The organism is Marinagarivorans cellulosilyticus (assembly GCF_021655555.1).
Lineage (GTDB): Bacteria > Pseudomonadota > Gammaproteobacteria > Pseudomonadales > Cellvibrionaceae > Marinagarivorans > Marinagarivorans cellulosilyticus.
In genome coordinates, this window is sequence record NZ_AP023086.1 from 1,621,450 (window position 1) to 1,636,226 (window position 14,777).

Annotated in this window: 8 protein-coding genes and 1 pseudogene; 2 read left to right on the plus strand and 7 right to left on the minus strand. The window is 47.4% G+C overall.

From position 1 onward, the window contains the following. Positions 1 to 23 precede the first annotated feature (23 nt). Together MARGE09_RS06410 and MARGE09_RS06415 are read right to left on the minus strand one after the other, a co-directional pair. On the minus strand, positions 24 to 2,615 hold the full coding sequence (locus MARGE09_RS06410) for a TonB-dependent siderophore receptor (RefSeq protein WP_236986519.1): 2,592 nt from the start codon (positions 2,613 to 2,615) through the stop codon (positions 24 to 26). Positions 2,616 to 2,622: 7 nt separating this feature from the next. After that, on the minus strand, positions 2,623 to 3,489 hold the full coding sequence (locus tag MARGE09_RS06415) for a CZB domain-containing protein (protein WP_236986520.1): 867 nt from the start codon (positions 3,487 to 3,489) through the stop codon (positions 2,623 to 2,625). Between the two features lie 398 nt (positions 3,490 to 3,887). Between MARGE09_RS06415 and MARGE09_RS06420 the strand changes: the two genes are divergently transcribed. Next, a complete protein-coding gene (locus MARGE09_RS06420; RefSeq protein ID WP_236986521.1) occupies positions 3,888 to 6,869 on the plus strand; it encodes a DUF1588 domain-containing protein in 2,982 nt (993 codons plus the stop codon). 17 nt (positions 6,870 to 6,886) lie between these two features. Continuing rightward, positions 6,887 to 8,317 carry a DUF1552 domain-containing protein gene (locus MARGE09_RS06425; protein WP_236986522.1) on the plus strand — a complete coding sequence of 477 codons (1,431 nt, stop codon included), beginning with the start codon at positions 6,887 to 6,889 and terminating at the stop codon, positions 8,315 to 8,317. A 135-nt stretch (positions 8,318 to 8,452) separates the two neighbouring features. Here MARGE09_RS06425 and MARGE09_RS06430 read toward each other — a convergent pair whose 3' ends face one another. The 5 genes and pseudogenes from MARGE09_RS06430 to MARGE09_RS06450 all read right to left on the minus strand — a co-directional run bounded on the left by MARGE09_RS06430 (position 8,453) and on the right by MARGE09_RS06450 (position 14,736). Beyond that, positions 8,453 to 10,771, minus strand: coding sequence for a hypothetical protein (locus MARGE09_RS06430; protein WP_236986523.1), 2,319 nt, complete (start codon positions 10,769 to 10,771; stop codon positions 8,453 to 8,455). A 253-nt stretch (positions 10,772 to 11,024) separates the two neighbouring features. Next, positions 11,025 to 11,486, minus strand: a pseudogene (locus MARGE09_RS06435) (carbohydrate binding domain-containing protein); the annotation flags it as partial. 203 nt (positions 11,487 to 11,689) lie between these two features. Further along, positions 11,690 to 12,706 carry a hypothetical protein gene (locus tag MARGE09_RS06440; protein WP_236986524.1) on the minus strand — a complete coding sequence of 339 codons (1,017 nt, stop codon included), beginning with the start codon at positions 12,704 to 12,706 and terminating at the stop codon, positions 11,690 to 11,692. 197 nt (positions 12,707 to 12,903) lie between these two features. Then, positions 12,904 to 13,770: an AraC family transcriptional regulator gene (locus tag MARGE09_RS06445; RefSeq protein WP_236986525.1), complete on the minus strand. Its 867-nt coding sequence runs from the start codon at positions 13,768 to 13,770 to the stop codon at positions 12,904 to 12,906. Between the two features lie 366 nt (positions 13,771 to 14,136). Beyond that, entirely contained in the window at positions 14,137 to 14,736 is a 600-nt protein-coding gene (locus MARGE09_RS06450; RefSeq protein ID WP_236986526.1) for a TetR/AcrR family transcriptional regulator, read from the minus strand. Between the last annotated feature and the right edge of the window lie 41 nt (positions 14,737 to 14,777).

Consider the following 14,777-nt stretch of genomic DNA (forward strand, 5'->3'; position numbering starts at 1 on the left):
TTTTTAGTTCTGCGGTAACTAGGTTAAAACGCATAGCTGAAACTACACGAAAGCGTGCGGCCTTCAGAGGGTTTTACTACAACGGAGTCGAATAAATCGGCGGAGGTGTAGTATTTTTCGTTGGTGAGGTTGTTAATTTGTAGCAGTGTGGTGACCCGCTGGGTTTCATACCTTAAAGAGGCTGTCCATGCGGTATAGCTGGGTAAAATAACAGAGCCAAAAACGTCGCTTGCGGTTTTATCGGCCCAAGTAAAACCCAAGCTTGTGGTTAGCTTGCCGGTGTTGTTTGGTGCGGGTGTTAAAAAAGGTAGGTTGAGTGGAGCTTGGTAGGTACCAAAAACGCTAAGGATGTTGTTGGGTAGGCCACCGCGTTCAAGCTTGGCGCCTTCGCCTACAAAGGTTGCCCTTTCGCCGGCAATGCGGCCGCCATAAATGTCGCTAGCGGCAAGCCCGTTTTGCCGGGCGAAATCGGCGGCATTAATGACGGTAAAGATCTTGTCGCCTTTTTCGTAGGTTTCTGAATGAGTTGCTGTTGCGACTATGGAAAGAGCATCGCTGGCTACCGCTCTTAATTCTAATTCATAGCCTTGGCCAAATACCTCGGTTAATGCTTGAGTTTGACCAGCTTGCTCGGACTTATCTTGATTGTAATAGTTGAGGGCGGCGTATAAGCGACCATCAAATCCATCGTATTTTATGCCGGCCTCAAATAATGAAGAATCCTGTAAAAATGCTTTGCTAGCCAGCGTTTTGGGAATAGCACCACCGAGCTGATTAGCCGTCATAGCGTGAGATTTTGCGTAGGTGATGTATGGAATAAAGCCGCTAGTAAATTGATACGAAAGGCTACCGTTATAACTGAATGCATTATCGCGTGCGCGTTGCTGGCCAGGAGCACTGTGGCTGGAATCAAAACGGTTGCCTAATAACGTGGTGGCAATATCTTCTGCCTGTAATTGAAACTGATCATAGCGGGCGCCTAATAAAAGATTAAAGCGTTTAAGGCTAATATCGCTAAGGGCAAAGAGTCCTGCATTTTTATTTTGTGAAACTTCGTGCACATTATAATTGCGATAAACCGTGCCTTCGGCAATGACGGTATTGCCATTTGCGTCTGTACCAAAGTGGACATTGGCAAGGGGGTTATCGATGGCTGGGGCTATGCGGTCGTTGGGAGTTGGGCCTTGGCTAATGTCTCTAAAGTCGAAGGTCTCGTCTAAAAACGCGTGCTTAAGTGTTAAATCTTCGTGCCGATAATTGGCCCCAACGAGGGTCTTGGCGCTAAGGTGCTGGGTGTTTAATTCAAAGTTATAGCGCGTTCTTAATTCCCACAATTGTGCGTTGGGGTAGTGTGCCGTAAAGCCCCAGCTTTGATACTTTTTATGATTCATCGCATCGTAAAAAAGCGCTGTTTTCCAGCTGGCGTTATTTGCAAATGTATGGCTAATATCAAGGTAGGCGGTTATTGCTGTGGTATCGGCAAAATCATTGTCATCAATAAAGGTTGTGCTGTGTTCTAGGTAAGTGGTGCCCACGTTGCTAAGCGGGTACAAGTACGAGCCGCCCAAGCAGGCAAGCTCTTTACCGTTGTAAGTGGCGGCGGCATCAAAATCGCCACCGCGTTCGGCAGGCACGCAAAACCGCCCAACATTGCTAAAAGCATTGTTAATGCTAACCGGGGCTGCAGAGGTAATAAAACCGCTTTCTTGCGGTAGTAACTGGCTTGGGTCTTCGCCGGTATTGCGCTCTTGGGGGGCGCCGGTAATATAAGTGCCGTCGTCAATTAATGCTTGGGTAACGCGGTTCCAACCGGGTACCTGAATGCTATCGCTGTATTGGTATTGGCCACCTAATTCGATAGTGGTGCGGTTGCTTGTATCGATATTAAATGCAATTTGAAGTAATTCGTTGCTTGGCTCGTATACATCATAATAGGATTGTGAATCTTCTATTTCGGCAAAAACATGCATGCCGCCATCTTGGTTATTGAGTGTAAGCGGTAGGCTTAAGTTAAGCGCGGCAATGCGCTGTTTATAACTACCCACAGTAAAGCCAATATCGCCGGATACAACACCGTCTTGCTTAGCGGCGGTGGATTTAACCGTTTTTGGGATGTAATTCATTTGGCCGCCAATGCTGCTGTTGCCATATAGCGGTGATGCCGGGCCGCGCATAATTTCTATTTTTTCGGCCCCGCGAATATTGGTATTAAATGCGCCGGGGTTGGCAATGCGCCGAAATCCCCGGTAATAGTTATCGGCCGGTTCACCGCGAATATCCATAGCGCCTTTAATACCAACAAAAGAACTAGTGAATGCGCCGGGCGTTAAGCGCACTAAATCATCGACGCTGCGCAATGCAAATTTCTCGATTAAATCGCTGCTTACCTCGGTTACCGAGCGTGGTGTTTGGGTGATGATTTTATCTAAGCCAAATGCACTGCTGCTTTTTTGTTTAGGTAATAATGATAGGTAATCTTGCCCTGTTACAAGTACTTCTTCGATAACCTCTTGCCCGTAGCTGGGTAGGGCGTAGTGGGTGGGCAGCAACCCTAGGGCGGCTACCCATGTGCATAAACGGCGGTGTCTTTTTTTATTGGCCAATATTTGGTGCATGGTTCTACTAAGCTGGCATGGCAATGGGTTTGGGGTCATTCCATTTATATTCAATAACATCGCGTGTTTTGTGAGGGTTAATCTTTAAAAAGAGTTTGTTGTCGGCGGTTTGAAAAAAACCATCGCAGCAATTTAATTGCGCGCTTTGTTGCTGAATATCTGGCAGCCAATCTTCTTCAGTAAACGATCGAATATCTTCGATGCTGTCTAGCTCGATGGCGTAATGGCTTTGGTCCATTGCAATAATAATGACAACCGGTTTTAGAATATCTTCTAAGCGCGCTGCGGCTAAGGCAAATAGCTTTAATAGCTCGCTAAGGGTAGATCTTTTTTCGGCTTCCAGTATTGCCAGTGCTTCTTTAATTCCTTGTGGCTTCGCGGCTATGGTAAGCAGTTTTTCGGCTAGCGCGTGAATGCGTTTATGGGGGGCATCAAAGCGGGACATAATCGCCGCTAGCTCTTCGTCGTCGGTTTTGTAGGTGTCGTACCACAAGCCAAATGCACATTTGTGTGGGTCAGTTGCTTTGGTGAATGCCGTACCGGTTTGCAGGCTATGCTCTAAGGCTTGCATCCAATTGATGTGGTCTTGTTTGCGCTGTGTCAGTAGCTCAATAAGCTCGGCAATGCTTTTAGCTTGCGAGTGTGTGCCAATAATGTCGCTAAAGCGATAAAGGGCAACAGCTTGGTCATTAAAGTCAAAAAGCGTATGTGTATTTTGTTGCTCGTCGGGTGTTTCGCGCTTTTTAAGGCTGTTTGCCGCCGTAATGTAGCGAACAAACTCCACCTCTAGGGCAAAGCGAGCATTGCCTGTTTGGAAAGTAATATAGGAGCCTGCGTGTGTACTTGATTGTTTCGCTTGTGCTTGTGCGTTCATTTAGTAGGGCCGTAGAGCGAGTGGTTAACGTATTCCCTGAGTGTAGTTCACGCTAGCCAGAGCAGCCGGCCTTTACTGTTTGTGCCGGCAAGGTCAGCAAAGTGTTAGCGGCTACGCATTAGCGCTAAACATTTGCAGCACTAGCGTTGGAAAGGAGGGAATGGATTAAGAATTCCGCTATTTCATATGGGGTTTTTTCGACCATATAGGTAATTGTTGGGTGTGTATCACAGTTTTGAAGGGATCTTGAATACTGCAAGATTCGTCATGCTACATTTGGTGTCGATGCACCCATTAATGAGTTTTTGGTGCGTAAAACGTATAAAAATAGCGCCGACTTATTCCAGATTATTTGTTGAAAAAGTCACGCTTAGGCGCAAACACATCAAGGTGGCCCTATGTTTAATCGTGTGCTTGCAGGTGCAATGGCACTTGCTTTGGTAGGTTGTACTGGTACCAGTACAACGGAATCTTCCAGCTTAGATCCAAGCTCAAGTTCCATCGCGGCATCCAGCGTGGTGTCTGTATCTAGCGTTGCCATTAGCTCGGTGGTAAGCCAGCCTAGCTCAAGCGCGCCGGCGTCTTCTAGCTTGGCCTTATCGTCTTCCTCGGCGGCTGTATCTTCCGCTACTGGTGCTGGTGACTTTGCGTTAGGCGAAGGGATCTACCAAGCACAGTGCCAAATGTGCCACGACGAAGACGGCAAAGGTTTTGGCCAAGACCTTACCCAGCTTAGCACTGTTGAATATCCAAGCTTTGAAGCTCTCGTTGCTTATAACAACGACGAGATGCCGTGGAATAAAGGTTTTGAGTGCGAAGACGATTGCGCGCTTAATGTTACGCGCTACATTGTGGATCACTATAAGGGCATTGACTGGAGCGCGGCTGGCAGCTCATCTAGCGCGGCGCCGATTATTCCTTCGGTGGGTGTTCCTGCGCTTATTCAATCGGAAGATTTTATTGCCTTTGAGGATTCAACCCCAGAAAACAAAGGGAGTTGCGGTGATACAAATCAACCGGTTGATTTCCAACCTAAAGCGGCAGGTGGTGGTACTTGTGATGTCAATTGGACCGATGCTGGTGAATGGCTAGAGTACAAAATTAGCGTACCTGAAGACAAAATTTATAATATCGGCGTAAGCCTAGCGGCGACTAATGCAAACAAAACCGTTACCGTCAGTGTAAACGGCGCGGCGGTGGGCAGTGTTGCAGCGCCGACTAACGGCTGGACGGCCTTTGATACGGTAATGATCAACAATGTTGCCTTAGATGCCGGTGACCATGTTGTGCGTGTAACTATGGATACCGGCGGTGCTAATTTTGATTTTATCGAATTTAAAATAAGCGCTAACCAAAGTGGTGTTGTGGGTGATGCCGCCCGTGGTAAAACTTTATACCTAACAAAAGAGCAAGGCTGCGCAGGTTGCCACGGTGAAAGCGGTGAAGGCTTAGGGATTCAAAAAATTTATTCCGATCGCAATGCGTTTGTTGTGGATGGGCAAGTGCTGAATCTTGCCGATTATATTCGCCAAACCATGCCGCGCGCTAACCCTGGCTTGTGCGGTGCGCAATGCTCGGCCGATATAGCCGCTTACATTAGCGGGCAAAACTGGAACGAAGGCGTAGAAGACGAAAAGCCAATCGCTTGCGAGGCTGGGGGCACGGCGCAAGACCATTTAAATTCACCGTTGCGTATGCTTACTAAAAATCAGCTTTCTCATTTACTGGCTGATACCTTTACCCCGCTCAACATTAACGCTGCCAATATTGCTAAAGATTTAGCCGACGATACCGTGCTTGCGGGTTTTGCGACTAACTACGGTAAAGGCGCTAATTTCTTTCAAATATCCGCCTTGGATAACTGGGGCAAAACCATAGGCACCCGTGCGGCGAATAACTACGCCAATTTAATGGGCTGCGATATTGCGAATGCTGGCTGTGTTGAACATTACCTCAAACAATATGGCCGGCTATTATTCCGCCGTACATTAAGCGCTGCCGAGGTAACAACATTTAAAGCAATCGCAACAGCTGCCGGTGGTGGTAAGCCAGCCGTAGAGGCCGTAACCCTCGCGTTAATTTTAGCGCCGCAAACCAACTACGAAATGTACGCACAAACGGCAACCCGTAAAGCGCTAAGTGGTACCGAGATCGCCTCGAAGTTGGCGTTTTTGATTTGGGATCGCGCCCCTGATAGTGACCTAATTGCAGCCGGTGAAGCAGGCGAGTTAAATACCAGCGCCAAGGTTAAAGCCAAGGCCGCGCAAATGTTAGAGGATGCCAGAGCAATTGACGGCATTGGTTTTTTCTACGATAACTGGTTGTCTTTAAATGCTTTGCAAGAGGCAGAGCCGGTTATTCAAGAAATAACAAAAGCAGATTTAGCCGGCGAGTGCGCAAACACGCCGCAGTGCCAAGGCCTTTATAGCGGCGCGACTGATTGCAAACTAAGCGAAGGCGCGGTGTGTTATTGCGGCGCCGATGTGTGTGGTGTTAAAACCGGTGCTGATAACAACCACAATGTTGCGAGTGTGCGCGCTGCGCGTGATGAAGTTGCACGTGTGAGTGCTTATTTAACGCTAGAGCAAGATGCCACGCTAGGCGATATATTTACGTCTCGCACAGCGGTTGTCGATGACGCACTTGCGGCAATGTATGGCGTAAATACAAATGGTGCGCCGCAGTATGCCGGTGGCTCGGTTGTACAGCTTAACGCGCAACGCCGTGCCGGTTTATTAACGCGCTCTGCCTTTATGCGCTTAGGTGCCCATGAATTAGATTCAGGCATTAGTGCGCGCGGCAATAATATACGTACAAATGTATTGTGCGACCCTATACCTGAACCTTCTGCAGATATTTTGGCGCAGTTCCCTAAATTGCCGCCAGACTATGATTTAACCTTCCGCCAAAAGCTTGAGCAAGTGCATTTAAAGGCCGGTGGTGCGTGCCAAGGTTGCCATGAATTAATGGACCCGATTGGTTTTATGTTTGAAAACTATGACGGCCTAGGCCGCTACCGTACCGAGTACACGCTAGTCGATAGCGACCCCGAACAAGGGCAAGAGCCTGGGCCTACATTTACAGTTGATGTGGACTCCACCGGCGAGATCTTTGAGCGAATTAAACCTTTTGACTTACCCAAAAACTTTGACAGTGCGATTGATTTTAGCGAGGCGTTAGCCGCCAGTGATACGGCTGCAGCGTGTTATACCGAAAAGTGGTTTGTGCGCGCCAACGGCCGTTTTATTACCCAAGAGGATATCTGTAGTTCCGACGCCATGTTTACGCGTTTCAAAAACAATAACTACTCTTTAAAAGAAATGATTTACGCGATAGTGACAAGCTCTAGTTTTCGATTTCGTAACGCCGACGCCCAATAAAACGTGGAGTAAGAATAATGAATCAAGATAAATATACACGCCGCGCTTTAATGTCTCGAGTGGGTGGCGCCGTTGCTGTAAGTGCTTTAACCCCGTTTGTACCGTTATTAAATGCGGATGCGCAAGCGGCTACCGGTGATATTATTCGTTATGTTCCTTGGTATACGCCGGTATTCCCCAGTAGCGATATTGTTAAAAACTGGATGCCTAATAGCCAAGGCAATAATTTGCGTTTTAGAGGTTCATTTACCAGCTTAAATGCGATGGCCGATAAAATGTCACTGTTGCGCGGCTTAGGCAATAAAGCCGGTTATGTCACTGGGCGCGATGGCTACAAAATGGCCGGCGGGCATAAGCCTTCGGGTTTAACCATGCTGACCGGGCGCGAGCTTCATACTGGCCGCACAGGCACCAAGCTTGAAGGTGGGTTTTCGTTGGGCAACCATTCATCACTCGAGGTGTGGATGGGCGATAAAATGATCGAAAATAATGACGGCGTTAAGCGGCCGTATTTTTTAACCGGTTATAAAAATGGTTCGGGCTTTAATAATGACGAGGTATGGAAGTCGTGCTCGTTTCGCAATGGTACTTTCTTGCAGCGCCATCAGTCACCTAAGTCGCTTTATGAAGAAATGGTGCGCTTCGCCCCCTCTGGCGGCGGTTCAACAGCCCCAGCGAATGATGGTCAGCGCAGCGCCTATGCCGCTGTCGCCGAAGAGCTAAAACGTATTCGTCGCCAGTTAGGTAGCGAAGATTCCGCACGTTTAGATCAGCATTTAGAAGAGATTAACAACCTTGAACAGTCATTGGCCGAGCAGCCGGCTACAGGTGGCATGAGTTGTGATTTACCCGAAAGCTTCGAAAACCCGATGAATCAGCATGATAAATATATGAACGAATATATTAAGCTGATTCGCATAGCTTTTACCTGCAATGTTACGCGTGTTATTGGCCATATGGACTTTGGCCATTTATTTACCGGCGGTTTAAATTTTTTACCGAATGGTAATGGCAATTACCATGGCGCAACCCACGATGGCGGCACGGCTAATAATCGTTTTATTGAATCGGTTGCTAAATACCGCGCCGATACCTACGTGAAGCTATTGCAAGAATTGCAAAGCGTGACTGAGCCAGGCGGTAAAACCTTGCTCGATAACTCGATTGTGCATTGGTATTCAGAGGTCTCGCGAAACCACGATTGGCATGATCAGTTTAACGTTATTGGCGGCGGGGGTGGTCACTTTAAAATGGGCTTGTGCCAGGTGTTAGGTGCCCCTAACCATAATCCTTCTAGTGAAGGATCAGCTAATAAAAATACCAGTATTAGCAATTACACTCAAAATCGATTGTTGGTCTCTATTGCCAATGCGATGGGTTTTAATATAACTGAATTTGGCAACCCAGATTACAACAACGGCCCTCTACCGAGCAGTGTATTGATCTAGCTTTACCCTTCATCGAGTTGCTTTTTTAAAACGAAGCAATTTGTTGTCCCTTGATGCGGCCCTAGCGGCCGCTTTTTTATTTCGAGCTGTAAATCAAAAAAAGGGCATCCCTGCCCACATTAATTATCCTTATGTTTATAAGCCTGCGGCTTTAAAATGTACCTCTGCCGCTTCTGCATCACCCATTACCGCAACATCAAGTAGGCAATTATCAAAGATGGCCGGGTCTTTTATTTTTCGGCAGACTTCTTTAGCCAAATCCCAGCGGGGTTCTTTCACTATTGGAACATCGCCGGGTAAGCTGGTTTGAGTGCATGTGCCACCAGGAGGTGTTGGCCAAGCGGAGTCGGTAAAGTCGGCGGTGCTAGAGCCTGGGGCGTAATAAAATAAACTGGTTTTACTCGAGACCCGCCAAGCGTCGGCAAATTTTTTATTTAAGGTTGTATGCCTATCCCACAAATTAACTGGGCGCGCGCCAAAGCTAGAGCTATCGGGTGCGCGTGGCAGCCAATCTCCACTGGTAATTAAGCCCATAACACCTTGGTTTGCATACGTTTTGTCGACGTGAATATCCATGTACCAGTAACCTTGTGAGGCCCAAAACTTAGGCTCAACGCGTACTGTGGAGCCATCGGCTACGGCTATTATTAAATCGCCGCCAGAGCCAGCGTACTGTAGTGTATTACCATTGCCCAAATTAATATTCGCTAGCGATGTGGGGCTCCCGTTAATAAATAGCTGTAAATCCTGATTGCTGGATAACGCACCTTTTGCGGCTTGATACGAAATAATATTTTTACCAACACGCACTGCAACGGCGGTATTTAAACTTGGGCAGCTGGCAAGGCCTGTGTGTTGGTTTGGCCCTGGGGTAAAGGTGGTTAAAACTGGCGATTGGCGGGTTTGTAATTCAAATTCACCATTGCCACTTTTTAACATTGTAAACTCGCCTGCGGCTTGGAAGTCGTAATGAGTACCATCAACCGTGGTGATATGGGGGTCGCCTATATCTCGTACATTTGCATTGGTAATCGGGCTTGGTCCGGCGTTACAGTAAGTTGAAATTAAGTTTTCTACGGCGGGTATTTGGCTGCCGGGGCTATATGTTGGCATTGTTTGTTGGCCGGCTTTTCGCAGTACCGTAAAACAATAGCCCGGTAATTCATTGGATAAATGCGGGAAGCGACCGGCGCTTCCTTTAACATGGCAGCCATTACAACTAGCGGGGATCGCGGGCGCAGTGCTGGCAAGTGATACGTCATTTTGTGGCCAGCTGGCACCGACTATTGGATTATAGCGATTAATTGAAAAGGTCGGTAAGTCACCGAGAGGTTCTTTAATATCGCCCCACTCTACATTTGTGCCCAATACTGTTCGAATGACGGAGTCCGGATGAGTGATAAAAGGGTTTTCGCCGGCGTGGCAATCGGTGCAGACACCGCCGGGGCCAAATTCAATTTCCGCACCGCCAGCCTGATATTTTCCGCCGGGCACGCTAGGGACGCCAATAGGTACAATTTCACCTGCTGCGATGGTGAAGTCTGTAACGTTGGTGGCGCCGGGTGGGGTCCATTGATTATCCCAAATACAAACATTAGAGCTTTGCTCCCCGACACAAATAACGCCATCAAGGGCGATGGTATTTAATGTTGCGTTGGTGTATCGCGGTAGCGAATAACACATGCCGCGTGGCATAACGCTGCGGTAGCTGCGAAGTTCGGCGGGTGAACCTACGATGAATTGATCACCGGTAGGAATAAATCCTTCTGAGCGCCAACCGGTTAAACCGGTGGGGTCCATTTGGTTAATCGAGGGCGGAATAGGGACGCCAGCACTGATGCATTCATTGATGTAATCCTGCCCGCTATTTGTCGTTGATTTTAGGATTTCACCGCCATCAAATTTAATGGGCTTTAATTGCTCGATACGTTTTTTTACGTCATAACTTATGGCATAGGGCTTTTTGCCTAATTCTATAAAAGCTTCTTTATTATTGCTCAATGGCCAGCGCATAGCGGCGTACAGCGCGCGTAGTTTAATGGCTGTTTTTTGTGATGCGGCTTTGTCTTGTTGGCGCGGCAGCGCCCATTCGAGTAAATGGTGTTGAAGAATTAACCTATCTTGGGTATCAACTTTTAAGCCTTCAAAATATTTATTTTCAAGCTCTCGAAAGGCGTAACGGTCTTTTTCATTAAGGCCCTCAATCAGTGCGGTGCGATACCATGCTTGGCTATAGTCGGCGTAGTCTAGCGTAAGGTTAATTTGTTTCCCGTCTTGGTCAAAAAAACCACCGTGTCCGGTTACGGCAATGGGCTCATCCGTTTGAGCCTGGGCTTGGGGTAATGCCGCGCCGAATAGGGCGCCGAGTAATAATGCGGTGCAGCGAATATTGCGCTGGAAGAATATTGTATTTTTTTGTGTACGCTTGGATAAGCGACAGCTGATATTTTTCATGCCTTTTCTCCTGAGTGAGTCACGGCATATCAAGGTACTGATATACGATGTTCTGATAAAAAAGAGCAAGACGATTCCCAGAATGCGTTACAAGGAGCGCCTCTCTGATCAGTGTGGCGCGGCGGCTGAAGCGGTGCAGTGAAATATTCACCAAAAAATTGTGTGTTTATTGGTGTTTGTGGAGACGGAGGGGGCAAAAAAGTACCGCACCAACGGGTGGTGCGGTAGGTGTACCTATTTGGGCATTAAGCGATTAGTTGATTGGTGTTAAACGTACATTATCAATACTAATGGCGCGCGCAAGGCCGGGGGCAAGCGGGCCATTGGAACCTAGGTTAAAGGTAATGCGATCGTCGTTATCTGTGCCTTGTTGCATCGTAAAGGTGAATTCGTGATGAGTGCCACCGGGGTGCGAGCTTACGGTTTGCGATGGCATATAGGCCGTGTAATTACCACCATTTTGCTCAACAACAACATCAATATCCGCTTGGGTTGTTTTGCCAAAGGTCATTGCGTTAAAGCTTAAGCGGTATTGCTGCCCCTGCGTTAAGGGAAGCCCAGCTTGGTGAAATTGAATATTCCAATTTTGGTTACCGGCGGCATCAATAAAAATACGTGCATCGTTAAATTGGTTGTTTAAATCGAAAGTAGCAGCCGCTGGGGCTTGTTGGTAGGTTTGCCAAAAATTAGCGCCTTGCTCGAAGTCACCATTTTGTACTAGGTTGTTGCAGTTTGGACGCCAGACATACTGCTAAAGCTTTCGGCTTCAATTTTGATGGGGGCGCCGAGTGTTGTAGGTGTAAAATTGAGAAATTCAGAGGCTTGGCGATTTGAGATAAAGTCAATGTTGCCGCCTAATACTTGGCCTTGGTTATGGCAACCGCCACAGCTTAATGAGTTGACGCGTGAAATAACTTGCTACGGGGTTAGCCCACTACCGGCGGCATTTAGTTGGCTTTGAATATCATTGGCGAAGCTACCTTGCGCATCAAAATGGCCTAAAACGCCGCCAAAAATATCAGTTCCGAACTCATCAGAAATACTACTGCCGGTTGCTAAATTGTCTGGCAGGTTAATGGATAAAGCGCTCATGGTGTTTGCTAGTAAATTTTCACCATTCACAGTAAGCGCATCCAAAACAGCGCTTTTGAATGCACTGGCTAATGGGTGCGTGCTGGCATCGGTTGCGAGTTCGTCGAAGGGGGTATCCTTCGCGGTACTTTGAGCAATCACGAGGCTGCCTGAGTTGGGAATCGTGCGAAATTCAAACTGCGACCATGTTGTTAAACGGCTGTTGCGGTGATTGAGGCGAATTTGACCAGAGCCGTTTTCGCCGCCGGCAAAATGGTTAACGTCAAAAACAGCGGGAATACCATTGATGCCCTCAAAATAAAACTGCTTTAACGCCACGCCGCGGCTTGCGGTATTGTTGTTTGCGGAAAGGTTTGCCCAAAACTCCGCAATTGGCCTACAGCCTTCTTTGCCTAGCGATGGGCTAGGGTTGGGAAGCTGGGCTTCAAGAATCATAAAATTAATCGCCTCGCCTGTGCCAAGAACGTCGGCAAAAGCAATGCGGTATTCACCACATTGTTGATCGTCGGCCAAATCAAAGCGATTGGTTAGTGCAATAGGGCGATAGTTATTAATATTGCCGAGAGTCAGGCTGCGGCAAGTTACGGGGAAGCCATTAAAGGTTTGGTTAGCTGCGTTTTGGCAGCCAGGCCAGTTATCAAGAACATCTTGTGCGGTCTGGTTTGTATCGCCCTCATCGGCTAATAATTTTTCGAATATGGCTTGTGCGCTAAACTGATTCAGAATTTGTGTTTCTGTAATCATTAGCGAACGATCTGATTGAATGGCTGACAGGGCTGGTTGGCTTGCCGTAAAGGCAGCACCGATGAGTGAGGCTGCACAAAGCAGTTGTTTGAATTGCATAATAATCTCCTTAATATACCGGTTGAAAGACGGAGTGCATTTTAGGCGTGCAGCTTCTCTTTTCCCTATTCTTAATTATTACAGGCCTTATATTGGGAAGGTTGATACGTAAAGTAGTACTTTACGCGCAAACTGGAGCGAGTATTGCGCCTTATTATGAATGGTGTATGACGGAGCCGTTTGGAGCCAAAGGCTTGCTAGGGGGTAGTCTCGGAATGACCTATTTTATTTTTTCGATAATGGGCTGGGGATACGCCATAGGTATTTTTGAATAAACGATAAAAAGACGAGCTACTGGGGAAGCCGGAGACTTGGCCAATGCGCTGTGCGGTAATATCGTGCGCGCTGGTTAAAAGGCGTTCGGCTTCATTTAAGCGCTGGCGGTTAATCAGTTCGATAAAGCTGCAATGATAATATTGCTTAATAAGGCGTGAAGCGGTTTTGGGTTTCAGTTTAGTGTGCTCTGCAAAGCGGGCGAGGTTAATTCGGCTGTCGAGGTAGATTTTATCGTGAGTGAGCGCGTTATCGACGGCTTGCAAAACTAGCCCGTTTTCGCGCAATTCTTTCAGCGAAGGTACAATGGCTGAGGCTGGCTTAGGCTGTTGCGGTGGATGTGGTAGTTGGTTAGGGCGATACGATTTGGTATACAAGAATGCGGTTAATACAAAAGAAATGTAGTTGTTGGTAACGCCAATAATATGAGGAATGCGATCTCCCACTGCGGCGTGTATAAAACTTCCTAAAAAATGTGCGATTAAGCCCCAGCTCCAAACAGCAACGTAACCATAAGTTAAATACAATAAGTATTTGTTTTTGGCGGCCGTGTTTCGGTTAAGGGTTATGAGCGCTGCAAGGGCAAAAGCCCAGGGTATAAGACCTAAGGTACCAATAAAAATAAAAGGCAGCCATTCGTGACCCGTGAAATTATTTTGTAGTACTTCCCTATTTGCACCTAGTGCTACGGCGATTATTGCTGCCATCACAGCGGCAATAATAAAAGCAGTGCCTTTGGTTTTTTGCGGTGGGGGCGTGGCTTGTGTGCTGTTGATGTATAAATACAGCATTGGCCCTTTTATGTAGCAGGTCGCAATATAAACAAAGGTTATTGTCGTGTGGAGTAACCACGCCGCTGAATCAAAAGAAGGGTTCCAGATTGTAAGCTTACATCCTAAACCCAAACCTATGCAGGCAAAAAATATTCCCAAGGGAAGCCGCCCTTGCGATACCGCGGAAAAAAATAAAACGGGTATTGCAATTAAAAGGGAGCAGCAAGCCGCTATGGCAAGTGCGAGGTCATGTAAGCTGAAGGAGAGTGTCACGGTTGGCTTTAACGTATCTAGATAAAGTGAGCAGGGGCATTGTACGTGTATGGCGCCGTGGCGGCGAATATTGATCCTAACTATTGATGAATTTTTTTAGGCGTTAATGCATTAAATGCCTAGCCCCTTAAGCGCGTGCATCACAATGGGAGTCAGTGCATCGTATTTATGCCCAGTGCGCGCCATAGACGCCGAGCCGTGCAATACCGTCACTAAAAAATTCGCGTTATCGGCGGCATTGATATCCAGCTTTAATTGTTTAGCTTCTGGGTCTTGGGTGAAGAGCGTAAGCAGCATGTTGTACGTTAATTGGCTGACTTCCTGTATTTTTTGACGTGCGGCTTCTGGAATGGCGTCGGCTTCGGTTTCGGCGGCGCAAAGCGATATGTAGCAACCCTTGGGCGTTTGTTCGTCGCATTGCCCGGCTAATACAGATATCAAAAAGGTCTGTAAGCGTTCGCGTAAAGGCACGCCTATTTGATTTAATGGCTGGCTATGGGCACCGCCAATGTGTTCAACATAGTAGTCGGTCGCTTGAATAAATAAGGATTCTTTATTACCAAAGGCGGCGTACAAGCTGGGTTTGTTGATGCCCATTGCTGTGGTTAGGTCCGCTAGCGATGCACCACTAAAGCCTTTTTTCCAAAAGACGTGCATGGCTGCTGCCAGCGCATGCTGTTTATCGAACGCAATTTTTCTACCACCACTCATCAAAAGCTTCCAAGTTTTTAGGGCCAAATAGGCTATTGACT